Annotated in this window: 25 protein-coding genes; 5 read left to right on the top strand and 20 right to left on the bottom strand. The window is 57.5% G+C overall.

Annotated features, from left to right (window positions below):
• Positions 1–31: 31 nt before the first annotated feature.
• The 18 genes from cpaB to K0B93_RS01850 form a co-directional block, all read right to left on the bottom strand.
• The gene (gene cpaB, locus K0B93_RS01935) at positions 32–835 is read right to left on the bottom strand and encodes a Flp pilus assembly protein CpaB (RefSeq protein WP_219865578.1); all 804 of its coding nucleotides are present in this window, start codon (positions 833–835) and stop codon (positions 32–34) included.
• Between the two features lie 5 nt (positions 836–840).
• Positions 841–2,163, bottom strand: a complete 1,323-nt coding sequence (locus K0B93_RS01930) for an AAA family ATPase (protein ID WP_219865577.1) — start codon at positions 2,161–2,163, stop codon at positions 841–843.
• 33 nt (positions 2,164–2,196) lie between these two features.
• On the bottom strand, positions 2,197–2,718 hold the full coding sequence (locus K0B93_RS01925) for an A24 family peptidase (RefSeq protein ID WP_219865576.1): 522 nt from the start codon (positions 2,716–2,718) through the stop codon (positions 2,197–2,199).
• A 90-nt stretch (positions 2,719–2,808) separates the two neighbouring features.
• Positions 2,809–3,003 carry a Flp family type IVb pilin gene (locus tag K0B93_RS01920; RefSeq protein WP_219865575.1) on the bottom strand — a complete coding sequence of 65 codons (195 nt, stop codon included), beginning with the start codon at positions 3,001–3,003 and terminating at the stop codon, positions 2,809–2,811.
• Positions 3,004–3,142: 139 nt separating this feature from the next.
• A complete protein-coding gene (locus K0B93_RS01915) occupies positions 3,143–3,973 on the bottom strand; it encodes an AraC family transcriptional regulator (RefSeq protein ID WP_219865574.1) in 831 nt (276 codons plus the stop codon).
• Between the two features lie 266 nt (positions 3,974–4,239).
• Complete coding sequence (locus tag K0B93_RS01910; RefSeq protein WP_219865573.1) at positions 4,240–5,463, bottom strand: CaiB/BaiF CoA transferase family protein; 1,224 nt, start codon at positions 5,461–5,463, stop codon at positions 4,240–4,242.
• A 24-nt stretch (positions 5,464–5,487) separates the two neighbouring features.
• The gene (locus tag K0B93_RS01905; RefSeq protein WP_285368299.1) at positions 5,488–6,951 is read right to left on the bottom strand and encodes an NAD-dependent succinate-semialdehyde dehydrogenase; all 1,464 of its coding nucleotides are present in this window, start codon (positions 6,949–6,951) and stop codon (positions 5,488–5,490) included.
• 36 nt (positions 6,952–6,987) lie between these two features.
• Entirely contained in the window at positions 6,988–7,671 is a 684-nt protein-coding gene (locus K0B93_RS01900; protein WP_219865938.1) for a TetR/AcrR family transcriptional regulator, read from the bottom strand.
• A gap of 45 nt (positions 7,672–7,716) precedes the next feature.
• Positions 7,717–8,421 carry an ABC transporter ATP-binding protein gene (locus tag K0B93_RS01895; protein ID WP_219865571.1) on the bottom strand — a complete coding sequence of 235 codons (705 nt, stop codon included), beginning with the start codon at positions 8,419–8,421 and terminating at the stop codon, positions 7,717–7,719.
• Positions 8,418–9,200: an ABC transporter ATP-binding protein gene (locus K0B93_RS01890; protein WP_219865570.1), complete on the bottom strand. Its 783-nt coding sequence runs from the start codon at positions 9,198–9,200 to the stop codon at positions 8,418–8,420. The genes K0B93_RS01895 and K0B93_RS01890 overlap by 4 nt, the downstream gene beginning before the upstream one ends.
• A complete protein-coding gene (locus K0B93_RS01885; protein ID WP_219865569.1) occupies positions 9,197–10,144 on the bottom strand; it encodes a branched-chain amino acid ABC transporter permease in 948 nt (315 codons plus the stop codon). The genes K0B93_RS01890 and K0B93_RS01885 overlap by 4 nt, the downstream gene beginning before the upstream one ends.
• Positions 10,141–11,010: a branched-chain amino acid ABC transporter permease gene (locus tag K0B93_RS01880; protein ID WP_219865568.1), complete on the bottom strand. Its 870-nt coding sequence runs from the start codon at positions 11,008–11,010 to the stop codon at positions 10,141–10,143. Before K0B93_RS01880 ends, K0B93_RS01885 begins: the two co-directional genes overlap by 4 nt.
• Positions 11,011–11,087: 77 nt before the next feature.
• Positions 11,088–12,311, bottom strand: a complete 1,224-nt coding sequence (locus tag K0B93_RS01875; protein ID WP_219865567.1) for an ABC transporter substrate-binding protein — start codon at positions 12,309–12,311, stop codon at positions 11,088–11,090.
• Between the two features lie 130 nt (positions 12,312–12,441).
• A complete protein-coding gene (locus K0B93_RS01870; RefSeq protein WP_219865566.1) occupies positions 12,442–14,055 on the bottom strand; it encodes a long-chain-fatty-acid--CoA ligase in 1,614 nt (537 codons plus the stop codon).
• A 1-nt stretch (position 14,056) separates the two neighbouring features.
• A complete protein-coding gene (locus K0B93_RS01865; protein ID WP_219865565.1) occupies positions 14,057–14,443 on the bottom strand; it encodes a DUF6285 domain-containing protein in 387 nt (128 codons plus the stop codon).
• On the bottom strand, positions 14,440–15,465 hold the full coding sequence (locus tag K0B93_RS01860) for a phosphotransferase family protein (protein ID WP_219865564.1): 1,026 nt from the start codon (positions 15,463–15,465) through the stop codon (positions 14,440–14,442). The genes K0B93_RS01865 and K0B93_RS01860 overlap by 4 nt, the downstream gene beginning before the upstream one ends.
• On the bottom strand, positions 15,465–16,670 hold the full coding sequence (locus tag K0B93_RS19365) for an acyl-CoA dehydrogenase family protein (RefSeq protein WP_219865563.1): 1,206 nt from the start codon (positions 16,668–16,670) through the stop codon (positions 15,465–15,467). The genes K0B93_RS01860 and K0B93_RS19365 overlap by 1 nt, the downstream gene beginning before the upstream one ends.
• A gap of 10 nt (positions 16,671–16,680) precedes the next feature.
• Positions 16,681–17,481 (bottom strand): SDR family NAD(P)-dependent oxidoreductase, encoded by an 801-nt coding sequence (locus K0B93_RS01850; RefSeq protein ID WP_219865562.1) that lies wholly within the window; start codon positions 17,479–17,481, stop codon positions 16,681–16,683.
• 358 nt (positions 17,482–17,839) lie between these two features.
• Between K0B93_RS01850 and K0B93_RS01845 the strand changes: the two genes are divergently transcribed.
• The 4 genes from K0B93_RS01845 to K0B93_RS01830 are packed head-to-tail and all read left to right on the top strand — an operon-like array spanning position 17,840 to position 21,140.
• Complete coding sequence (locus K0B93_RS01845; RefSeq protein WP_219865561.1) at positions 17,840–18,373, top strand: CIA30 family protein; 534 nt, start codon at positions 17,840–17,842, stop codon at positions 18,371–18,373.
• On the top strand, positions 18,373–19,233 hold the full coding sequence (locus K0B93_RS01840; RefSeq protein ID WP_219865560.1) for a hypothetical protein: 861 nt from the start codon (positions 18,373–18,375) through the stop codon (positions 19,231–19,233). Before K0B93_RS01845 ends, K0B93_RS01840 begins: the two co-directional genes overlap by 1 nt.
• 2 nt (positions 19,234–19,235) lie before the next feature.
• Positions 19,236–20,282, top strand: coding sequence for a Gfo/Idh/MocA family protein (locus K0B93_RS01835; RefSeq protein ID WP_219865559.1), 1,047 nt, complete (start codon positions 19,236–19,238; stop codon positions 20,280–20,282).
• A gap of 39 nt (positions 20,283–20,321) precedes the next feature.
• Positions 20,322–21,140, top strand: coding sequence for an SDR family NAD(P)-dependent oxidoreductase (locus K0B93_RS01830; RefSeq protein ID WP_219865558.1), 819 nt, complete (start codon positions 20,322–20,324; stop codon positions 21,138–21,140).
• On the opposite strand, the gene K0B93_RS01825 is transcribed toward K0B93_RS01830, so the two are convergent.
• The gene (locus K0B93_RS01825) at positions 21,127–22,467 is read right to left on the bottom strand and encodes an NADH:flavin oxidoreductase/NADH oxidase family protein (RefSeq protein WP_219865557.1); all 1,341 of its coding nucleotides are present in this window, start codon (positions 22,465–22,467) and stop codon (positions 21,127–21,129) included. The genes K0B93_RS01830 and K0B93_RS01825 overlap by 14 nt on opposite strands.
• 202 nt (positions 22,468–22,669) lie before the next feature.
• On the opposite strand from K0B93_RS01825, the gene K0B93_RS01820 reads away from it, so the two are divergent.
• A complete protein-coding gene (locus K0B93_RS01820; RefSeq protein ID WP_219865556.1) occupies positions 22,670–23,401 on the top strand; it encodes a DUF429 domain-containing protein in 732 nt (243 codons plus the stop codon).
• 48 nt (positions 23,402–23,449) lie between these two features.
• On the opposite strand, the gene K0B93_RS01815 is transcribed toward K0B93_RS01820, so the two are convergent.
• Positions 23,450–23,809 carry a hypothetical protein gene (locus K0B93_RS01815; protein ID WP_219865555.1) on the bottom strand — a complete coding sequence of 120 codons (360 nt, stop codon included), beginning with the start codon at positions 23,807–23,809 and terminating at the stop codon, positions 23,450–23,452.
• Positions 23,810–24,091 lie beyond the last annotated feature (282 nt).

Below are 24,091 nucleotides of genomic sequence, written 5' to 3'. Positions count from 1 at the left end.
CGTGACGTCCTTTTCTTATCGGACAGGCCTTTTACATAGATACTCTTGAAGTGCTTACATCCGTTCCCCGGATAACGGTTACCCGCTGAGAGGTCGCAACCACCCGCTTTCTAGGGGCCGGTTTTGGCTTCGGCGCTTCAGCGACGACTTCCGGCTTGGGTTCAGGTTTTGGCTTTTTGCTGTCATCAAGGGGGTTTCTCAGAGCCAGCTGGACCATGCCTTCCTGGGTTGCTTCAACCAGGAGCTCCGCTTCGAGCGGTGTCAGTTCGAGAGTGACCGCCCGCACGATGACCGGCTTGTCCTTTTCTGGTGAGGCGCTTTGATCGACCGCCAGCACCTTGACGTCTTCCAGCAGCGTTTCGGTCCGGTAGTCTCGGCGATTACCCTCCGGCTTGGCCGCAACGACATCGACACGGTTACCCGGCATCAGGAAGCCGGCAACCCCGACGACATCATTCACCCGAACGGTGACCGCTCGCTTGTTCCGCCCAATTACTGCAGATAACGCACTGCCTCCACCATATGGCGCGACCTTTTCCTTCATCACAATCTCATCGGGATAGATGGTGCCCATGGCGACGCTCCCGCTCAGGCTTTCAATGTCGTTGTAGGCGCTTGAAGGCACCAGGTGGCTCGGCATTGTTTCAACCCGCAGATCGGTCTCCTCGAGCTTCTTCCCGAAGGGAATCTGCATAGACGCCACCACCACCGGTATTCCAGCCTCCTCTTCAGAGACGGTCAGCCGCTTTATCGCCCAGCCCTTGGCCACAAAGGCCGCTGCAAGGCCCATGGCAAGGGCAAAGGTCAACATGACAAAAGTCCGTTTTTTAAACATAGCGATCACCTCTCATCCGCAAACTGCACAAAGTAGGTTTTCCAGGCCCAGCGAATGGCTTCGATACTCAATTCCGGAGCCTTGCCCCGGTAGCGACAATAGTCACTGACCAGGCTCAAAAGATCCCGGGGATGGCATGGCAGCAAAGCGCTTCCCTGCACTGGGTAAAGCTCCGTCATCATGTAACGGGTCACTTCAGGGTTGTTTTCAATTCCGTACTGCTCGCATACCTGTGCCCACAGTCGGAGGTATGGATCACTTTCCAGGGTGTTGAAGCGAATCTTGTGGCCAATCCGTCGGAGAAACGCTTCATCCGCAAGATCCAGCGGGTTCAGGTTGGTGGAGAAGACCAGCAGCATGTCGAATGGCACGGCAAAGTGCTGCCCGGCCCGGAGGTGGAGGAAATCCCGTTTCTCCTCCATGGGAACGATCCAGCGATTCAGTAATGACAAAGGAGGCATCTTCTGCCGCCCCAAATCGTCAATCAGGAACATTCCGTTGCTGGCCTTTAGCTGAAGCGGCGCCTGGTACTGTTTTCGGTCTGCGTCAAAGGTCAGGTCCAGGAGATCCATCGTAAGCTCTCCGCCGGTGACAACCTCCGGACGATGGCAGAGTTGATAGCGGGGATCGTGACCCTCCATCAAATGAACCGGATCTTGCTCCGCCCGGTTAACCGGATGGTGAAATTCCGGATCGAACACGGCTACCACGCTACCGCCAACCAATATGGAATAAGGCACATACACGGGACCGTTCAGCAGTTTGACCAGTTGCCGGGTTATGTAGCTCTTGCCACTTCCCGGCGGTCCGTAAATGAAAACTGCCCTGCCCGAATGCACGGCCGGGCCAAGTTGATCAATGAGCGACTCCTCCAGCACCGTGTTCCGGAACAGGTGACGAATATCGTCGGATGTCACTGAACAAAGGGAAACGGATTGCGCCCTGATCAACTGGGAGTATGCCTCCAGAGGGACAGGCGCCGGACCGGAATAACCGTCCCGCGACAGGGCATCCAGCGCAGCCGCGTAGCCTCGATCGGTTAATGCATAGCGAATTCCCTCGGCACCGGTTTCCGCTCCCCTCGCCTCAATCCGAGCCTCTTTTCGAAGCATCAACAGTACCGGTTCGATAACTGCGCCCGGCAAGCAGATATTCCTGGAAAGCTGGGCCAAGGTCTGGTTGCCCAGGTGATGGAGGTGCTTTAGCACAAGGTCCGCAAGGAAGTAGGCGTCGAGACCGGTTTCCTCAATGGTGTGGGGTCGCGGGCATCTGACCGCCCGGTTTACAGAAAACGAAGACTCATCCAGAGAAAGATATTCCGCATCCATTGCAAAGCACTCCCATATACTGCCGGGCCGGTATCAGGCCAGATACCAGATTGAAAAGAACGATCCGCAGGCAATGGCCAGGGCGTATGGGAAGCGTTCAGCTGCAGCTTCCCCGGTGGCCGGCGCCAGGTAAACAGGCTGTCGAGAGGCCATCATCACGGCCATGCGGCTGTAACGCCGCCACAGCGCACCGAGTCCGCCACGCGACCCGATAAAAACCAGGGCGATTCCACCACCACAGACAATGGTCGCCAATACTCCGATTAATGCGGCTTGTGGTCCCAGCAGCGCACCCACTGCCGTCATGAGTTTCACATCGCCAGCACCCATCGCACCGAAAATGTGGAGGGGCAGAAAACACAACAGCCCCACCAATGCTCCTCCCAGACCGGCAAACAATCCTTGCCACTGAGCCTCTGCAACCTGACCTGCCAACGCCACGGTGAGCACACTGAATGTCAACCAATTGGGAATGCGGTGCGTTCTGAGATCCGTGATGACTGCGATAACGAGAGCGATTGCGAGAACCAAAAACATCCAGTTTGTTTCGATCATGAGAATCCATACTCCTGTGAGCTAGCGGTACGGGATCGGGGAGATCCCGTACCTACCACGTTTACGATCTAGCTCAATCAACCATAATGCTCAGGCTGGTGCTGCACCGGTAGTAATCACCGTTGTGATGTCGTCGATCGCTTCGCCAATTGCTCCTGACAACGCGCCGAAAGCCACTACAGTACCGATCACGATCAATGAACCTGCTACCGCGTATTCGGACAGTTCCAGGCCCTCTTCATCGCGAAGAAACTGAGACACTTTAGATTTGAGGTTTTCCATCATTTAGCTCCTGCTATTAATTATCAGAGATCCCTTACGGCGGTGTTTCCTTTCGCCGTAAGGTCAGATTAGGCAGGAGTGAGGCAGGAGGGTTAGGAGTATTCTGGCCAAAAAACAGGAGAATCTTGCAGAAAGTTAATGTTCAGGGGCGCAGGGCCACCGGGACATTAAGGTCGGTCTGTTCATGCTCAACGCGTGTATTCAACCACTTACGTCGATACTGGGACGGTGTCATCCCGGTGTGCCGGTGAAACATCCTGGAGAAATAGGAAGCATCCCGAAAACCAACAGTCCAGCACACGTCGGACACCGTAGCGCTTGCGTTACGAAGAAGCTCACCGGCCCGATCCAGCCGGCGGCGCATGATGTAATCCTGGAACGTGATCCCGTAGAGCTGCTTGAACGCCCGGCTCAGGTGGTAGCTGGTTGTGTTACACCGGTCCGCGATGTCGCTCTGGGATAATTTTTCGTGTAAGTGTTGCTCAATGTGGGCAACCGCCAGTTCAACCAGCTTGTCCTCCGTCCGATGCTTCTGGAATCGCGCATCGTCAGGCAAGCGCTGCGGCGGAATGACAAGGTTCCGGCAATCCCTCGTTCGCGGTGATGCCATCATGCTGGCGAGAATGGATAACGACGATAGGACAGCCTCCGGTGCCACCGGCTTAACGAAATAGTTCCACACGCGAGCCCTCAGCGCCCAGACTGCGAGCGCTTCGGAGTGTTGCTCGGTAAACATCAGAATTGGAATCGAGGGGTGGTCGTGTTTCGTGTCGTTCAGAAGAGAAAGTGTTGAAATATCCGGAAAATCGAATTCAAAACAGAGAATGACGTTTTCGCCATTTGAACCAATATTTTCCAATCCAGCGCTCTTGTCACGGCGCTCCAAAGGAAACCTGGTTTTAATTACCCTGGCAAGCTCTTGATCTGCTCCATATTGGGTGGCATCCAAAAGCACAATGGTAGCCTTGTCCATGGTACGCACTCCGTCGCATTGACCCTGACATTTGTCAACTTTCTTTACACCTGGCTATTCTTGTTGTTAGCCAGTCGTTATATAGGCTTAGGTAGTTCGCGACTACATGTCAAGCTGGGCATTGACGGATTTTCACTACTACTTCTGATCGTAAGGGTTGCCCGGGACACTTTCAGGGCGCGTCTCAGCAAGTCCCGGAGCGCACCGAAACAGGAACTTTTCAGGAAGAATAAAGACTTACCGATCGGCAACTACCATGTAGATGTTTACGAGATGACACCGCGTTCCCTGAGTACCTTGATCGCATCGGAAGACAGCCCCAAAACTCGCCGCAGGACCTGTTCCGACTGCTCCCCCAACAGCGGCGGTGCCGTTCGGTAGGTTACCGGTGTCAGTTTCAGCTTGATCGGATTGCCGACCGTTGGCACCTCCCCCAAGTCCGTATGGGTGACAGTCTGCCTCATTCCCCGGGCCAGAATCTGGGGGTCGTCAAATACCTGATCCAGGGTATTCACTGGCCCGCAGGGCACCCCGGCTCCTTCCAGGATTTCAACCCACTCCCGGGTTGAACGCATCACGGTGGCCTGCCTGAGCTTGGGAATCAATTCCCTGCGATTGGCCACCCGGGCGCGGTTTGTCGCAAAGCGCTCATCGCACGCCCACTCTGCATGCTCCAGCACCTCACACAGCCGGGCAAACTGCTGATCGTTGCCGATCGTCAGTACCATGTTGCCATCGGCCGTAGGGAAATCCTGGTAAGGAACAATATTGGGGTGGGCATTTCCCATCCTGACCGGTGCCTTACCCGTGGTCAGGTAATTCATGGCCTGGTTGGCCAGGCAGGCCACCTGCACATCCAGCAGCGCGGCCTCCACGTACTGGCCCTCGCCCGTTCGGTCCCGGTGGCTGAGAGCGGCAAGTACGCCGATCGTGGCGTAGAGCCCGGTCATGATATCCGTCAGCGCCACACCCACCTTCATCGGGCCCGCGCCAGGCTCGCTGTCCGGCTGACCGGTGATACTCATCAACCCGCCCATGGCCTGGATCAGGAAATCATAGCCGGGGCGGTTCGCGTATGGGCCGTCCTGGCCAAACCCGGTGATCGAGCAGTAAATGAGTTTGGGGTTGATACGTTTCAGGCTGTCGTAATCGAGGCCATAGCGCTTGAGGCCGCCCACCTTGAAATTTTCCAGGACCACATCCGATTCGGCCGCCAGTTTGCGGACCAGTTCCTGCCCCTCCGGATCGGCGATGTCCACGGCCAGCGACTGCTTGTTTCGGTTGGCGCTGAGGAAATAGGCGGAGAGTTCGGCGCTGCCATTGCCCCCCCGAAGATAAGGCGGTCCCCAGGAGCGGGTGTCGTCGCCTGTTCCTGGGCGCTCAATCTTGATGATCTCCGCGCCCAGATCGCCAAGGATCTGGCCGGCCCAGGGGCCGGCCAGGACTCTGGAAAGATCGAGGACACGCAGATGAGACAGGGAGCCTGCCATTCGATTCTCCTTGTAACCAGGGATTTAGCGCATGCCACCCAGGCACAGATATTTGAGTTCCATGAACTCGTCCAGGCCGTAGCGGGAGCCTTCCCGGCCAAGGCCGCTTTCCTTGACGCCACCGAACGGCGCCGCTTCCGTGGAAATGATGCCATCGTTGATCCCGATCATCCCGGTTTCCAGGGCCTCGGCCACGTGCCAGATGCGTCGGATGTCGTTACTGTAGAAATACGCGGCCAGGCCAAACTCGGAATCATTAGCCATGGCGATCGCCTGCTCCTCGGTATCAAACCGGAACAGGGGCGCCACCGGGCCAAAAGTCTCTTCACTGGCCACCAGCATATCCTGGCTGACGTCAGTCAGGATGGTCGGCTCAAAGAAAGTACCCCCCAGGGCGTGAGCCTTGCCACCGAGAACAACTTTTGCACCCTTGGCGGTGGCATCGGCGATGTGGCGCTTAACCTTATCGAGGGCCGCCTCATTGATAAGCGGCCCTTGCTGGGTCTCACCTTCGAGGCCAGCACCCACCACCATCTTGCTGACGGCCTCCTTGAGCTTTTCCACGAACGCTTCGTAGACACCGTCCTGGACATAGATGCGGTTGGCACAAACACAGGTCTGGCCGGTGTTTCGGTATTTGGAGGCCATCAGCCCGGCTACCGCCGCATCGAGATCGGCGTCGTCAAAGACGATGAACGGAGCATTGCCCCCCAGCTCCAGGCTTACTTTCTTGACCGTGCCACTGGCCTGGCTCATCAGCAGTTTTCCGACCGGTGTGGATCCGGTGAAGGACACCTTGCGAACAACCGGGTTGGTGGTCAGCTCCTTACCCACCGCCGGTGCATGATCCTTTGAACAGGTGATTATGTTGAAGATCCCGGGTGGAACTCCGGCCTCTTCTGCCAATGCGGCCAGGGCCAGCGCACACAGCGGGGTATCCTCCGCCGGCTTGACCACTACCGGGCAGCCAGCTGCCAGGGCCGGCGCAACCTTGCGAGTGATCATGGCCACCGGAAAATTCCAGGGCGTGATTGCAGCCACCACCCCGATGGGCTGTTTGATCACCAAGATGCGCTTGTCACGGCCATGGCCGGGAATTGTGTCACCGTAGGCACGCTTGGCTTCTTCGCCAAACCACTCGATGAAACTGCCACCGTAACCGACTTCGCCGCGGGCTTCCGCCAGCGGCTTGCCCTGCTCCGCAGTCATCAAACGCGCGAGGTCTTCCTGGTTTTGCATCACCAGATCGAACCAGCGGCGCAGGATTCCCGCACGCTCCTTGGCGGTGCGATCACGCCATTCCTGCCAGGCTCCCTCGGCTGCCTGGATGGCTATCCGGGCATCTTCGGCGCCCATGTCGGGCACATAGGCCAGGTGTTCACCATTGGCCGGATTTGTTACCGGAAGTCGGTTGCCAGAACGGGCCTGAACCCATTCGCCATTTATGTAGGCGCTTTCGCGCACCAGTTCCGGATTCGTCAAGCTGATAGTCATCACAGTCCTCACAGAAGAGAGTCGATACCCTCAGAGCAAATAGCTTTCAATCACATCCCTGACAAAGGCGGCATAGTCGTCAACGGCCACATTCTGGTCACGGTATTTCCTGCGCTTCAGGTACCAGTCCTGCAGCAGGGCCTTGATCATCGAGGCCACAAGGCGGGCGTTCCTTGGCCGGTATACTCCGGCCTCGATGCCATCCTCAATGACTGCCAGGAAGATCGCTTCGATCTCCAGCTCAATGGCTACCGCATCCCGCTTTTCCGGCGCCGGCAGGCTCTTAGCCTCCATGTAGGAGAAGTAGAACCAGGCCCGCATCAGCTCGCTCAGGTACAGGTGAGCCTTGATCGCCGAAAACAACTTGTCACGCACGTCATCCGCCTCCCCGGTGTAATGCAACAGGGTGCGCCGGGTGATAGTGAAGCCATGACTCTGGATCAAGTGGATCAGATCGTCCTTGTTGCGAATGTAGGCGTAGAGCCCACCCATGCTCATGCCCGAGTCCGAACACAGATCCCTCAGCGTCATGGCATGGAAGCCCTTGGAGTTAGCCAGTCTGAGCGTCGATTCGATGATCCTGATCAGATTCTTGACCGCCGTTGCCTCCTTCTTGATGCTGATACGATCCTGGTTCTGATGGTATACCTCACGGACCACGTCCTCCTTGGACATGCTCAACTCGTTGCGAAACGCCTCATAGTTTTCAATCATTGCTGCCACGCCTATCTGCTCCTGCGGCGGGGATTATAAATCAGATCACGCCACCGACAGGAACCGGTCCTGGGTTGCCTGATCAACGCGCAACTCGTCGCTGGTTGCCTCGTGCACCACTTGGCCCTTCTCGAGGATATACGCCCTGCGGGCATGCTTGAGGGCGAAGCGAACGCTCTGATCGGTGAACAGGATGGTAGTGGTCTTGCTGAGGTCGTCGATCAACTCGCCAATCTGCTGCACGATAACTGGCGCCAACCCCTCGTTTGGCTCGTCCAGCAACAACAGTCGGGGCTGGATCATCAGGGACCGGGCCACCGCCAGCATCTGCTGCTGGCCACCTGAAAGCGTTGCCCCGTCCTGGTCCGCCCGTTCACCCAGCATCTCGTACTTTTTGAGAATGCCATCCACAGTCCAGCGCGAGGCACTCCCCTTGCGCTGGTAGGACGCCACGTCGAGGTTGTCCCGCACGGTCAGACCGGGAAAAATCCGCCGGTCCTCCGGCACATAGCCGATCCCGGCACGGGCAATCCGGTGGGCTGGAAGTCCTTGTACCGGCTTATCATCAAAAATTACTTCCCCGGATCTCGGCGGCGTAAGGCCCATGATGCTTTTCAGTGTCGTACTCTTGCCGGCACCGTTCCGGCCCAGGATGCACACGGTCTCGCCCTCCTCCAGATGCAGGGTAACACCCTGAAGCGCCTGGCTCTCACCGTAGAAGGTCTGGATATTGCGAACATCAAGAATCATGTTTTGGCCTCCTCGACCGACTCGTCCTCTTCCTCACCCAGGTAGGCGACACGAACCTCCGGATGGTTCTTCACTTCCTCGGGGGTACCGGCAAAGAGCTTCTCACCGCGGTGCATGACCAGAATACGGTCCGCCAGGTTGAACACCACGTCCATATCGTGCTCGGTGATCATGAACGTGTAGTCACCGCTGTCCGCAAGCTTCTTGATCAGCCGGGTGGTGCGCCGGGTTTCATCCGGGGTCATCCCGGCGGTGGGTTCGTCCAGCAGTACCAGTTTGGGCTGAGTCGCCAGCACCATGGCGATCTCCAGCAATCGCTTGTCGCCGTAGCTGATCACTTCGGCACGCTGCGCCTTCAGGCTGTCGATGCCCAGACGCTTCAGAAACTCAACGGCCTCCTGTTGGATTGCGGCATTGCGGGACGCAATGTTGAACAGCTTACGGCTGTGGCCATGGTAGGCCGACAGCACCACCTCCACGTTTTCCTGCACAGTCATTTCCGGGAAAATGTTGTTGATCTGAAACGACCGGGACACACCGAGCCGGCTGATCTTGTGGGGTGGAAGGCCGGTGATGTCCATGCCATCCAGAATGATCTTGCCTTCAGTGGGCCGCATCCGGCCGGAAACCATGTTGTAGAAGGTTGTCTTGCCGGCACCGTTCGGCCCGATAATAGCGATGGTTTCCTTGGGCATGACTTCAAGATTGATATCGGAAACCGCAGTAACTCCGCCAAAACGCTTGGTAAGGTTTGAAATAGTGAGAACCGGATTGCTCATTTCTTCACCTCCATCCACCAGTCAATGGCAGTACCGAGCAGCCCCTTGCGGAAGAAGATCACCATCATTGCCAGGATGATCCCCAGAACCAGCATCCAGGACTCGGTATAAGTGGTGATCCAGGTTTCCAGCAATACGAACGCCGCAGAACCGATGAATGGGCCCAGGAAAAACCCGGTGCCACCAAGAATAGCCATCAGGATGGGTTCGGCGGACATGGACCAATGGAGAAGTTCCGGGCTTGCTACCCGCAGGAACGGAGCGATCAGACCACCAGCCAGGCCCGCAAAGGTACCGGCAATAACGAAAGCCACGAGACGGTAGGTCCTCACGTTCAACCCGGCGAAGGAGACTCGCTCGGGATTCTGCCGGATGGCCTTGAGAATCATGCCGAAGGAGCTGCGACAGATCACGTAGAGCACCACCGAGGCGATGGCCACAATGGCCAGAACCACATGGTAATAGACCGATGGATTAGCCAGCGTCAGATCAAGGCCGAGCCCGAATGAGCCGAGGGTAAACCCGGCAAGACCATCACTGCCGTTGGTCACCGAACGCCACTGATAGGCGATGGCAAAGACCATCATGCCAAAGGCCAGGGTGAGCATGGCAAAGTACACTTCGTTTAGCCGGACGCTCAGAAAGCCGATGACCAGAGCCAGCAAAGCGGATGCTCCCATGGAAACCAGCAGACAGGCCAGGAATGGCCACTCGAGGTGAATCAGCACCAGGGCCGTGGCGTAAGAGCCTATACCGAAAAACGCCGCATGCCCGAAGCTCAGCATACCTGTATAGCCGAAAATCAGGTTAAAGCTGGCCGCAAACAGACCCAAAATCAGGATTTCGGTAAAAATAAACACATAGAAATAGGAAGCAATCCAGGGCACCGCAATCAGCCCGGCAATCACCACAGCCAATATGGCCATCAGAACCTTGGTCTTCATGCGCTTGCCCCCTTGCCCATAATGCCGTTTGGCTTAAACAACAGAACCAGAGCCATGCCCACGAACGGCAACAGCAGGTTCACTTCCGGCAGGTAGCGGCCACCGAAGCCGTGAATCAGACCCAGAATGATGGCGCCAAGCAAAGCACCCGGGAAACTGCCAAGGCCGCCGATCACCACCACGATGAACGACTCGATAATGATCTTGTCCCCCATGCCCGGATCCAGCGCACGCATGGGTGCCGCCATCACACCACCGACAGCGGCCAGCCAGGCACCAAAGGCAAACACGCCGGTCACCACCAGCCGGGTGTTGATGCACAGCGCCTCGGCCATATCCCGGTCCAGTGCGGCCGCCCTCATGATGCGACCAACGCGGGTGCGGTTGAACAAATACCAGAGCCCGGCCAGCAGAAGCAGACCGATGATGATGACAAACAGGCTGTAGGTGGCAACGGAACTGCCCAGCAGATCCACCGAACCGGCAAGCAAATCCGGCGGCTGAACCACATGGATGCCACTACCCCAGATCATTCGCACACTCTCGTTGATGATCAGCAGGATGGCGAAGGTCAGTAGCAGGCTGTCTGCCACGTCCCGGGAATAAATGAATCGCAACAGGAACCGATCGATGATCACCGCGAGGATGGCAACACCAATCGGAGCCAGGAGCAGGGCCGCCCAGAAGGGCATCCCCGCAATGTTGATCAGGGTGAAGGCCAGGTAGGCCCCCAGCATATAGAGTGCCCCGTGGGCAAAGTTAATGATGTTAAGCACACCGAACACGATGTTCAGGCCCACTGCGATAATGAACAGCAGCAGGCCGATATCGAGACTGTTCAGCAACGCCGCTCCGATGCCAGACATGGATTACCTCATTAGATTGGAGCCGGTTTCGTGGCGCCCCGGAGGGCGCCACGGCAAGCGTAAAATCAACAATCAGATCAAAGCTTGCAACCGGTCTCTTCAATGGTGCGGGCTACTTTTTCGCCGTCAAAGATCTGCAGGTTCGTCAGCGTGCGAATGCCGTGTTCCGGATGCATGGGGCCGGAAACACCCCAGTTCGGGCTGACCATCGCCTGGTGATCACCCTCACGGAACGTCACCGTACCGTTCGGTGCCTCCAGGCTCATGCCGCTAAGCGCCTTGGCGACGGCAGGACCTTCGGTGGTGCCGGCAGTTTCCATGGCCTTTTTATAGGCATAGATCGCGGCGTAGGCGCCCTCGGCGTTGTAGCTCGGGGGTGTGCCGTAGGCTTTGAGGTACGCCTTAACGAAGCGATCATTCACCGCGTTGTCATAGGCTTCATACCAATAGCGCGTGGACAGATGCACACCCTCTGGCATTTCCTCGCCCAGAGCAGAGAGCACCTCGGTCGCGGCACCAACGGTAAACATCACCTCCATGTCCTTTTCGAAGAACCCACGGGTATTGGCCTGGCGGATAAAGTTGACCAGGTCACCACCCCAGACCGAAATCAGCACACCCTCGGCATCAGAGTCCATGACCCGGTCAATGAACGGGGTGAAATCCTCAGCACCAAAGCGCGGGAAGTTGGTCTCCGACATCAGGTTCACATCCGGCTTGAGCTCTTTGAGGTAATTGCCGAAGAACTCCCAGGACTGGTGGCCAAAGGCGTAGTCCGGGCCGATGGTGGTCCAGTTGGTGGCACCCGTATCTGCAGCCACCAGGGCCGCAGCCTTCATATTCTGGGCCACGTTCACGCTGATGCGGTAGGTAAAGGGATTACACAGATTGCCGGTGACGTCCGGGGTGGCGGCGTGGGTGATGATCAGTGGCTTCTGCACCTCCGGCATGGTCGGAACCATACCCTGGGCAACACCCGAGCTGTCCAGACCCACCAGGGCGTCGACACCCTCGGAATAAACCAGTTTCCGGGCTGCCTGAATGGCCACCGAGGCCTTGCCCTGGCTGTCCTCATAGACCATCTCGACCTGGCGACCCAGAATGCCGCCGGAGCCATTGATTTCATCCACCGCCAGGTCGATGCCCTTCTGGGCAAACTCACCGTAGGTGGCAGCACTGCCAGAGAGAATGTAGAGGCCCCCGATCCGGATAGGATCCTCGGCATAGCTGACACTGGCGGTACCAAGCGTCGCGGTTGCGGTCATCGCAACCAGCAGATTCTTGATGTTTGTTTTTTTCATGATTTTGCTCCTGTTTTCTTGTCTTTGTTGTCACTGGAACGTCCGGGCCCGTTTTGATCAGGACCGGCTTCGTTTTTCTGACTGCATTATTCGCGCTATCGCAACCTCCTGCTGACCGCGGCCAGCCCAATCATCGGGACAGCGAGTCCCGGAGTATGTTCTTGCGAATCTTCCCGGTAGCAGTCTTGGGCAGTTCGCCCAGTACCACCTTTCTCGGCGCCTTGAAATGCGCCATATGCTCCCGGCAAAAGGCAATAATCTCCTCGGGGGTGGGTTCCTCGCCGTCATCGATCGGATTGACGAAGGCACAGGGCACCTCGCCCCACTTCTCATCGGCCATGGCCACCACCGCCGCTTCGGACACCTTCGGGTGGCGGTAAAGGACTTCCTCCACCTCCAGGCTGGAGATGTTCTCGCCGCCGGAGATAATCACGTCCTTCGCACGGTCCCGAATTTCAACGTAGCGGTCAGGGTGCATTACCGCCAGATCGCCGGTGTGGAACCAGCCGTTCCTGAAGGCCTTGTCGGTGGCGTCCGGATTCTTCAGATACCCCTTCATCACCGTGTTGCCACGGATGCAGATCTCGCCCATGGCCTTGCCATCGGCCGGCACCGGCTCATCGCTCAGCATATCGAGGATGTCGACCTCATCCAGTCCATGGGTAGGTACGCCCTGGCGCGACATCATGACTGCACGCTCTTCCAGCGACAGTTCCTGCCACTCCGGCTGGGGTACACAGAGGGTGGACGGGCCGAAGGTTTCGGTCAGCCCGTAAAGATGAGTGATCTCGAAACCGATTTCCTCCGCCTTGCGAATCACGCTGCTGGGCGGCGCGGCGCCGCCAAGGGCAAAACGGGCAAGCCGGGAGAGCTTCAGGTTTTCGCGGCCGAGATCCTGCACCAGCATGTTCATCACCACCGGGGCCCCGCACATGTGGGTCACGCCATATTCCTCAATCCGGCGATAGATCTCCCGGGTATCCACTTCCCGCAGACAGACATGGGTGCCACCGACGGCGGTAATCGCCCAGGTATAGGCCCAGCCATTGCAGTGGAACATCGGCAAGGTCCACAGGTAGACGGTCTCCGCCGTCATATCAAAAGCCATGGCGTTCGATAAGGCCGCCAGGTAGGCACCACGGTGATGGTAGACCACGCCCTTGGGGTTACCGGTGGTGCCGGAGGTATAATTCAGGGTGATCGCGTCCCACTCGTCTTCCGGTTGCATCCACGATGCATCCGGGTCGCCCTCGCCCAACAGGGACTCAAAATTCAGTTCTGCCAGCCCCTCACTGACATCCGCCTTGCGCTCGATCGCCACCAGCAGAGGCGGCACCTCCAGCTCGGCAATTGCGGCCCGGACCTGATTTTCCCATTGGGTATCGTAGAACAGGACCCTTGCCTCGCCGTGGGCCAGGATGAACGACAGAGTGCCCGCGTCCAGTCGAATGTTGATGGCATTCAGGACCGCACCGGCCATCGGCACCGAGTAATGGCACTCAAGCATTTCATGACTGTTGGGGGACAGGATCGCTACCGTATCGCCGGGGACAATACCCCGGGCGCGCAGGGCATCCGCCATCTGCCGACAACGACCATACAGTTCCTGGTAGGAAAGGCTCATGTCATCGTCGATGACCGCCCGCTTGTTTGGATAGACCCGAGCCGAACGCTGTAGCAGCGTCAGCGGCGTCAGGGCGGAATGATTGGCGGCGGTCTTGTTCAGTTTTTTATACTGGTTCATATCACACCGTATTGGACTGTCCAGATGATTTCAGGTAGCCCGGATTGTTGATTCGCAACCGAGCCTCCGTCATTCCCCTCAAAACCAATCTCAGTTCCGGTTCAGAGCCATCGAGCCGGCGTTCGCGGAGTGCCCGGGCCAGGGTCTGCTCTCCCTGCTCAGGGTTATCCGGTAGCTGATGCCCGGCGAGGAAATGCGACAGCGACCGATCGGTGGTTTCAGGCTCACCCTGCTCCCGCTGCTCTATTTCCCGGATGGCCACGCCCATGGCGTTTGCAATCATCAGGGCCTGGTACTTCCTCTCCCCCGCCAATTCCGGCGCCAGCGAATCCAATAACACCTGGCGGGCCTCGGCCAGCAGATCGCGGGTATCCGGCTCGTTAATCATTGCGCTTCCTCCAATTCTGGAATCTGGTTCAGCAGATCGTATTCCATCTGGGCCACCATGCGACCGGTGAGGGCCAACTCCAGCGAGCGCTGTTCTCCAGACATATGCCGGCGCGCCTGCTGCAACGCGATCATGGCCCAGCGCACCAATGCCATGACCTCCCAGTAACTGACCGATGCCGGATCAAGGTCGACTCCACTCACTTCCCGGTAACTGTCGAGAAGGTCCTGTTTGTCTCCGATACCGCCAACTACCCGGGCATCCCCGCCGAAGCGCCAGCTGCGGCTGCAGAGCCAGCCCAGATCCTCACAGGGATCGCTCCAGGCCGCGAACTCCCAGTCCAGAACAGCAGTCAGCTCGCCTCCATCCACCATGTAGTTACCGGTCCGGAAATCACAGTGGCACAGCACCGTCGGGCCCGGCTCCGGAGCATGGTCCTCGAGCCAGTTCAGGGCCCATTCCAGCACCGGATGGGGCTCACCGATTTCCTCCAGGTAGCGGCGATACAGGGCTACCCGGCTCAGAGCCGGATTTTCCGGTTCGGGCATAGCCAGGAAGTCCAGCGATGCCACCGGTGGCCGCACCGTGTGTAGCCTGGCCAACTCCGCACCAAACCGGCATACAAGGTGCCTGCGCTGATCCTCGGTCAAGTCGCCTTTGACCAGTTTGCGGGGTGAGGCGCTGCCCGACGCCCGGGTCATGACGTAGAACACTCGGCCGCTGACTTCGGTATCTTCGCAAAGCCAGAGCGGCTCCGGGGCCGTCACCCCGGCCTCGAACGCCGCCTGCAGAACCCGGAATTCCTCCGGACGGGAAAGACTTTCCGCTACGCCGGATGGGGCATCCTGCCGGATTACGAAAGCCTGCCGGCCCGGCCGGTCGCCCCCTTCCAGCTCCAGGGTCAGACCGAAGTTGTCCTGGATCGCACCTCCCGAGAGCCGGTCAAACTCGACGACCCGGACACTCCGGGCACCGGTCTGCCGGGAAATGAAATTGCTGAAAGTGTCTGCAAGCCCGGACATCAGGCCTTCACTCCCCAGTGCCAGAAGTCGGTACGCTCGGCCAGCAACAGCTTCGAAAACACCATCTTGTGCACTTCCGAGGCGCCATCCACCAGGCGGGCCTGGCGGGCATAACGGTAAATCCACTCCAGCGGGGTGTCCTTGGAATAGCCCCGTGCGCCACACAGCTGGATCGCGGTGTCCACCGACTTATGCAGGGTGTCGGCCACCGCGACTTTGGCCATGGACACCTCCTTGCGGGCGAAGTCGCCCTGGTCCAGCTTCCAGGCGGCGTGCATGGTCAGCAGCCGGCCGATCTGGATCTCCATGGCAGCCTCTCCGAGCAACCACTGGACACCCTCACGCTGCGCCAGGGTCTGTCCAAAGGATTCGCGCTTCTCAACATACTCGGTGGCAATCTCCAGGGAGCGACGGGCCAATCCCAGCCAGCGCATGCAGTGAGTCAGGCGCGCCGTGCCCAGGCGGATCTGGGTGACCTTGAGGCCATCGCCCACCTCCATCAGCCGGTTCTCATCCGGGATCTCCAGGCCATCAAAGCGGATTTCACAGTGTCCACCGTGTTCTTCCGGACCCATGATCGGAATGCGACGGACAACCTCCCAGCCCGGATCGTCCTTATGGAACATGAAGGCACTAAGCCCCTTACGGGTATCGTCGGATGTACGGGCAATCAAGATGAAATGGGCGGCTTCACCCGCCCCGGTGATGTAATGCTTATGGCCATGAATGACCCAGCGATCACCCTTTCGGGTGGCAGTGGTCTGCATCATGCCCGGGTCCGAGCCGCAGCCGGGAGGTGGCTCAGTCATGGCGAATGACGACCGCACCCTGCCCTCGACGATGGGCTTGAGCCAACGCTCCTGCTGAGCTTCGGTACCCACCTTGGCCAGCACCATCATGTTGCCGTCATCCGGTGCCGCAGAATTGAACACCACCGGCCCAAAGATCGATCGGTTCATCTCTTCGTAACAGGCTGCCATACCCGAAATATCCAGACCCTGACCGCCGAGATGCTCGGGGATCTGCAGGCACCAGAGGCCCTGCTCCCTGGCCTTGGCCCGCATCTGCTCAAGATGCTCGGGCGCAATGTTCTCATGCTCATCGTAGGCCTCCGGGTTCTGCTCCAGCGGCAACAGTTCCTGTTCCACAAAGTCCCGGATGCGTTCCCGGTACGACTCGTTCCTCGGATTAAGATTAAAGTCCACGGCCTGCTCCTTACAGCGAGGATTGAAGATGACCGCCGTCCACCACGAGGGTGCTGCCGGTCATGTAATCGGAATAGTCTGAAGCCAGCAGCAGCAACGGGCCGCACAGATCCTCTGCCTGCCCCAGGCGGCGCTGGGGAATGCGACGGATCATCTTCTGTCCGGGCTCACTGGCGAAAAAGTCGCGGTTCAGATCGGTCTCAATGTAGCCCGGTGCCAATGCATTCACGCGAATACCGTAGCGGGCCCACTCCAGTGCAAACGAGCGAGTCAGCTGCTCAACACCGGCCTTGGCAGCCGCGTAGGGCGCCACATTGCCGGCCACGCGATGACCGAGAATAGAGGAAATCATGATGAGGCTGCCGCCCTTGTTCATGGCGGACAGGCGGCGGGCGGCCTCGTTGCAGACCAGCCAGCAGCCCTTGAGGTTGGTGTCGACCACCCGGTCCCAATCTGAGCCGGTCACATCCAGGGCTTTCTTGCTGGTGGCAACACCGGCATTGGAAACCACGACATCCGGAATGCCCACGCCATCCGCCATGGTATCGAACGCTTCGGTGACACTCGCCTCATCGGTAACATCCATGGTGACCACATGGATCCGATTGGCATGCTCAGGGAATTCGCTCTTGAGAGACTCCAGTGCCTCGCGGCGGCGGCCACTGGCAATAACCGTGGCTCCCGCCTCAAGCAGACACCGGGTAAAGCTTTGGCCAAGGCCTCCGGCCGCTCCGGTGACCAGGGCGGTCTTGCCATCAACACGCAGAGACCAGTTCGAATTGCGAGGGTTCGTATTATTGGAATTGTTCATATCTCGACCTCCGGAACTCAAAAATAGAACGAGCGCTCGATTTATTCAAGAGGTGATCGATTTTTTTTGGGAAAGATTGAACAGAAGAAGAAATGATCAATGACGGGCTAAAACATGCACCCTTCTGAAAATTGGTGACATTTTCATCGAATAGAGAAATGGAATTGCCGTGTATTCCATCAAAGATGGGCTGGCCACGCAGGATTTTCTGGAAGTAGTCGTTCAAGGGCGTACCACTGTTACTCTGGAGCAGGTTTTTCGGTAGTGTGGACCGTATGGTTCTGGAAGTTACCCTCACGACTTTTTTATAGCGGCGCTAATCACTGCCTACATGCTTTTAGCTATCTAAGGTAACCCCATGCAAAACGGAAAGATTCAGGGGAATGCCAGGCAATCGCCCACTCTTGCTTCATTCAACCGGAAGGTAAGCCAGTTAACCTGGCAGCGCCTCGGTGACCGCGTAATGGGCGGGCAGTCTGACGGCGCCGTTGTTTGCGCTGAAGGCGGCGTTGGCATCTTTCACGGTACTGTGCGACTGGATAACGGCGGCGGATTTGCCTCCGTGAAAGCGGACCTGCCCGAACCTTTCGATGCAGCTCACTACACCGGTATTGAGCTTCTTGCACTGGGCGACGGCAAAACCTACAAGATCGGGCTTCGCAACAGCACGGACCGACGCAGTATTGTGTACCAGCACGCGTTTACACCGGATACGGAAGACTGGAACCGCATCCGGCTTCCGTTCAGAGAATTCATACCTACCTGGCGCGGCAAGACATTGACCGATGTGGAACCACTGAATCTTGAGCATCTGGCTTCAGTGAGCCTTTTCGTATCCGGCCGGCAGGTTGGTGAATTTCGGCTCAGGATTCAGGATTGGGTTCTGTTCTGATGGAGCTCAAACCGGTGACGACCACAAATACCTTTTCCCTAACTCTACAGCGGCCGTTCAACCTGCGCATGACGGTGGAAAGCCATGGTTGGTGCCAGCTTGCGCCCTGGCTCTGGGACGGTGGGAATCTTGAGCGAACGGTAAGAATTGGCGCCAAAGCGGAATGGGCGCGCGTCCACCAGCCCTCCGAAGATCAACTTCTTATCGAAACCTCCTCGTCAAACACCGACGCTGTTTCCGAACGCGTCGCCCGTTGGCTGCAACTGGATTGGGCCCCCTCAGAGTTTCTCGCGCTTTGTGACAGAAACGACCCTGACATTGCCCGCTTCATCCGGTCCGGTGGCGGGCGATTCCTGCGCGGCGACACCTTCTTTGAAGATCTCATTAAAACGGTTTGCACCATCAACACGACGTGGAAACAGACGAAAACAATGGTCGCCTCTTTGGTTACTCTGAGAGACGGCCTATTTCCTGAGCCCATGGAAGTCCGGACTATTGGCCCTGAGCGATTGGCAGCAGAGTGCAAGCTCGGGTTCAGAGCCAGGACGGTCGACACGGTAACGGCTCAATTGCTTGACGATAAAGCCATCAACCTTGATGGTACAGCTCGCGAAGGCATCGTTGACTACCAGTATTTAACATCGTTAAAGGGCATCGGGCCCTATGCCGCAGCACACACCATGATGCTTCTGAGGGATTTTCAGACCCTCCCGGTCGACTCGGAAGTGAGCGCGTATCTGCGTGACAGAAATCTCGACCCCAAACATGCCCAGAATGCCTTTCAACACTGGGGGCAGTATCGGTTTCTGGGGTATAAGCTCAAACGGATCGTGGACCAGGAAAACTGGATTGGAGACTGACTATGGAAAATCGCAAAATCCGCTGGGGAATCATTGGTACCGCCGAAATTGCCACCAAGGTGGTGGCGGGAATGCACGATGCCAAAAACGCTGAGGTCGCCGCCGTTGCGAGCCGTGCTCTCGACCGTGCCCAGGCCTGGGCAGACGAGCACAACGTCCCGCAGGCTTTCGGTTCCTACGATGAGCTTCTCGCTGATGACAGTATCGACGCCGTGTATATTCCTGTCCCGACAGCGTTGCGTAATGAATGGATCAAGAAAGCAGCCCGCGCCGGCAAGCACGTATACGCCGAAAAGCCCCTGGCTGACGGCATAGAAGGCGCCATTGAAGTCTGCAAAGAGAACGGCGTCCAGTTTATGGACGGAACCATGTGGCTGCACAGCACCCGGACGCAAGAGATCGAGAAGCGTATTGCAAACGGCGACATCGGCGATGTCAGGCGTGTGACCAGCGCGTTCACCTTCAAGGCACCCTCCAGGGAATGGTATGAAGGCGGCAACGGCCGCACCGATAAGTCCCGCGAACCCATGGGGTGCTTTGGTGATCAGGGCTGGTATCCGATCAGTGCCACACTGTGGAGCTTCGGGTACGAACTGCCCGAGCGCGTCCAGATGAACTTCGTCTCAAAGAACTCCATCGATACCATCGTCGCCTGTGGTGGCACCCTGTGGTTTGCCAACGGCCGTATGGCAACCTTTGATGCGGGTTGCGAACTCGCGCACCGCTCGCAGGTAGAAATGGTTGGCGACGCCGGCCTTATCCGCATCGACGATCTGGTTGGCGGACAAGGCAGAAGCGGCAACTTCGCCGCCTACGGAGAGCGATTCACCGGAAGCTCGAGGTACATCCTCGGTGACATGGAGGGCAAGGACACGGTGCAGGAGGTGGAGCCATGCGACCACGTGGTGAAGCTCGTCGAGAAGTTCTCGGACATTATCCTGACGGGTGAGCTGGAGGACACGTGGCCGAAGCGCAGCCTGGCCTGTCACCGGGTGATGTCGGCGCTTTTCGAATCGGCAGAATCGAACGGCGCGGCTGTCTCGATTTAAGACACTTTGAATGGATGAAATTCGGATGCGGATACTGCGATGACAAAACTGGCCCTGATAACCGGCACCAGCGCCGGAATTGGCCTTGAGGCCTGCGATCTTTTTGCCCGGCAAGGCTACAGGGTAATCGCCCTCTCACGACAGCCAACAGGCGTGGAGTCCGCGGCTCTCGAGATGACACTGGATCTTGAGTCCTTTGATCAGATTGAGGGCCTTGCGGGCGCGCTAGACAGCGAATTCGCCGCGGCCGAAAGCGTAATCCTGGTCAACAACTCTGGCTATGGGCAATTCGGCGCGCTTCGCGACCTGTCCGAATCCATGTGGCAAAAGCAATTCAGCACCCACGTGTTCGGGCCCATCAAACTGGCGGCTGTCTGCCTGAGACTCTGCGAACAACACGGAACACCCTTGCGGGTCATCGCAGTCAGCTCCGTGCTCTCCATCGCGCCCCAGAAAATGAAAGGCGCGTATTGTGCCGCCAAATCCGCGATGAACACGGCCCATGAAAGCTTCTGGTTTGATGAACAGGGCAGCAAGAGCCTGGACAGTGTCTCGCTGGTGCTCCCGGGGCCGGTGAAGACACGGTTCAGAGAACATGCACTCGCGGCTTTGCAGCCCCTGCTTGGCCGGGCAAGCGCCGTGCACCGGGAAAAGTACAAAGCGATGGAAGCGGCGCTCGCGCCAGGCGCCAGCATCAAGCCTTTTACAGCCAGTGCGTCGGACGTCGCGAAAAAGATCTACAGGGCCGCAGAGGCGACACGACCCAAACCCAGATATCTGGTTACACCACAGACCTACGCTGCCGAATTTATCACCCGGTTTATTCCCCGGTCGATCCAGAGAATCATCTTGCGATAAGCCGGGCCTTCTTCACCCGCCGGGCCCGGCTCAGTTCATCCTTCACGTATGCCCCCACGGCCTTGAGGAGACCCAGATCCGGGTCAGCCTCTTTGTCATCCGCCAACCGGAAAATCTGCTGGTAATACCAGGCCTGGCCGCCCAGTACATTTATGATTTTGAATGGCATCAGCGGACTGGCCGGGGAGAAAAATCCCCGCTGGGCAAGCTTGACGTGATCTTCGTGGCAAACGGTCTTATCGATGCGCCCCTCAAGCAGATCCTTCGGTGTATTCGGATCCGTGCAGAGCGGCCGGCCAAGGCCAATCACGTCGGTTTCGCCGCTGGCAACGACCTCTTCCATAAACGTGCGCGTCCGGAATCCACCGGTGACCATCAGCGGGCAATCGCACACCTCTCGAATCGTCTGGGCATAATCGAGGAAGTAAGCCTCCCGTTTACGAGTGCTTTCCCGCATGGCCGGCCCGTCGCTCGCGGTTTCGGCATCGCCACTGTACCCGAGCAGCCGAGGCTGTTCGTAGGTGCCCCCGGAAACCTCCAGCAGATCAATACCCTCCTCATTGAGCCAGCGCACCACGCTCACAGACTCATCGAGCGAAAAGCCGCCCTTGCGGAAATCGTCGGAATTGAGCTTCACCGCCACCGGAAAATCCGGCCCCACCGCATCACGAGTCGCGCGGACCACCTCGAGCAGGAAACGGGCGCGATTTTCCAGCGACCCACCCCAGCGATCGGTGCGTTGGTTGGTGACCGGCGACAGAAAAGACGACAACAAATACCCATGGGCTCCATGCACCTGAACGCCGGTGAAGCCCGCCTCTTTGGCGATCCGGGCCACATTGGCAAAGCGCTGGATAAAGTCGAGGATCTCCGTCTCCGTGAGTGCCCGTGGACGGGCATAGTTACCCATCAGCGATAGCTGCACCGCCGAAGGCCCCATCGGCCGCGAGGTAACGTAACGCGGCGACTGGCGACCGGCATGGGATATCTGCATCCACAAATGGTTGCCATTGCGGGTGCCCGCCTCGGCCCAGGCACGCAATTGCGCCATACCCTCGGGCTCCCTCTTCCCTTTTGTTAAATCGGGCGCCGGATCAATCGCCACGTTACCCGGCCGCTCAAGCACCCGGTGATCAATCATCACGTTACCGGTAATCAGCAACCCCGCCCCGCCTTCGGACCAGCGCCGATACAGGGTTTCATTGCGGTGGGTGGCGTGCAGCCGATCGTCTGCCAGCCCCTCGGTCATCGCAGCCTTGGCAATACGGTTAGGGAGGACTGCTCCGCAGGGGAGTTTCAGGGGTTTGGCGAGGGGCGATTGGGGCATGGCATCATCCTAGTGGTTTGAATCTGTTTTTGTTTGGATCATGTTATGCGCTTTTACTTATCTTATTCTATGGTGATCAACACTTTACTCAGCCCAAATCGGCCTTAAAAACCGACGTTACTAGCCCTGAAGCCGGCGAATCGATGTTTACAGATGCACACAAAAACTCTCAGGTATCCTTTATGAAAAAGGTCGTTCTGCGATGGTAATGCTTGCGGGAATCGATTTGGCGTGGCAAAGCACACGAAACCCAACAGCGATAGCCTTTGGCGAGCTTGAAAGTTCTGTGCTTGAACTGACGACGATTAAGGAACGAATTTTTAGCCCGCAGTCGGTATTAGCCGAGCTTCAATCCGTCCAGTCGCTCCAAGGAATTGCTATCGACGGCCCACTTATTATTAACAACGCAACTGGCCAACGGGCCTGTGAGCGATCCCTAAGCCGAGAATATGGGTCAAGACATGCTTCCTGCCATGCCTCAAATTTTACCCTCTACCCGGATGCGGATGGTGTCCTAATTTCAGCGGAACTGGAACAACGTGGTTTCAAACATTTGGGCCCGCAAAGAGAGAAGTGGCAACTGGAGTGCTACCCGCATCCTGCCATTATTGAGATTTTCCAACTTCCTGAACGACTCAAATACAAAAAAGGCAGAGTAGCGGCAAAGCGGCAGGGCCAGCAAAGGCTTGCAGAATTACTGCTCGACCTCACGGCGACAGGCCCAATCGGGCTATGCATTCCAGATCACGTTCACCACTTTTTCGACCCGAAACATATTGCCAGTCTTCGAGGCAGCGCGCTCAAGCACAACGAAGATGTGCTTGATGCAGTGGTCTGCCTGTATATCGCAGCACTCTATCAATCCAACCATCTGCAGAAGATCTTCGGCGATATCGAGCACGGGTATGTGGTTGTGCCCGACTGCGCCATTTAAAGACCATTACTGGACTTCGGCGCACGCAGGCTTCCCATAGCCATTCCATCAATGTCGCCTCCTATTCGTCTCAAAACCGCCACACAGGATTACTCGATAAGCGAAGGCATCTGCTTTTCTTGCTCCTTTTTTCGCTCGCGATTTCCTGAAAATGGGATGCGTTGGAGCAAACTTGTTAATTCGATGTTTTTCCCGTGCAGCAGCTTGAGCAACGCGCTTGTCTTCTCGCCTCTCCTCAGTCCTTTTAAGCTCCTTCGCAAGTTGCTTAAGTATTGCTTTGGGGTGCTTGTATTTCGACAATCGACGCCTCAATTCAGTAATAGCATCTGAACGGCCTTCCTTGGCGCCCCGCATCAAAATCACCAGCTGTGAAGGAACGCTTGCGCTGTCTAATTGGGTCGAATTCATCACCTGAACCTCAATCGTTATTTACGTTCTTACGGAGAGGATCAGCACCGCTGAAAACCTCCTTATCGAGTTTTGAGAGTAGTGAGAAAATCGGACATTCTTTGACCGGAAATGTGATGAATTATGGCGGCACCTTATCCGAACAGAAATTGCTTCAACGAACACACAGAACAATTCAAACCGTCCGGCCTTAAAGGTTATAGTTCCAGCAGATAACAAAATTCTGCTAAGCCAATGCCGGCAGCAGTTTGTCAGACACATTTCACATCGTGGCGGACATTG

Source organism: Marinobacter sp. F4218 (assembly GCF_019443085.1).
Taxonomy (GTDB): domain Bacteria; phylum Pseudomonadota; class Gammaproteobacteria; order Pseudomonadales; family Oleiphilaceae; genus Marinobacter; species Marinobacter albus.
Note: the sequence above shows the minus strand (reverse complement) of the source record. Positions and strands in the feature narration are given on the sequence as shown.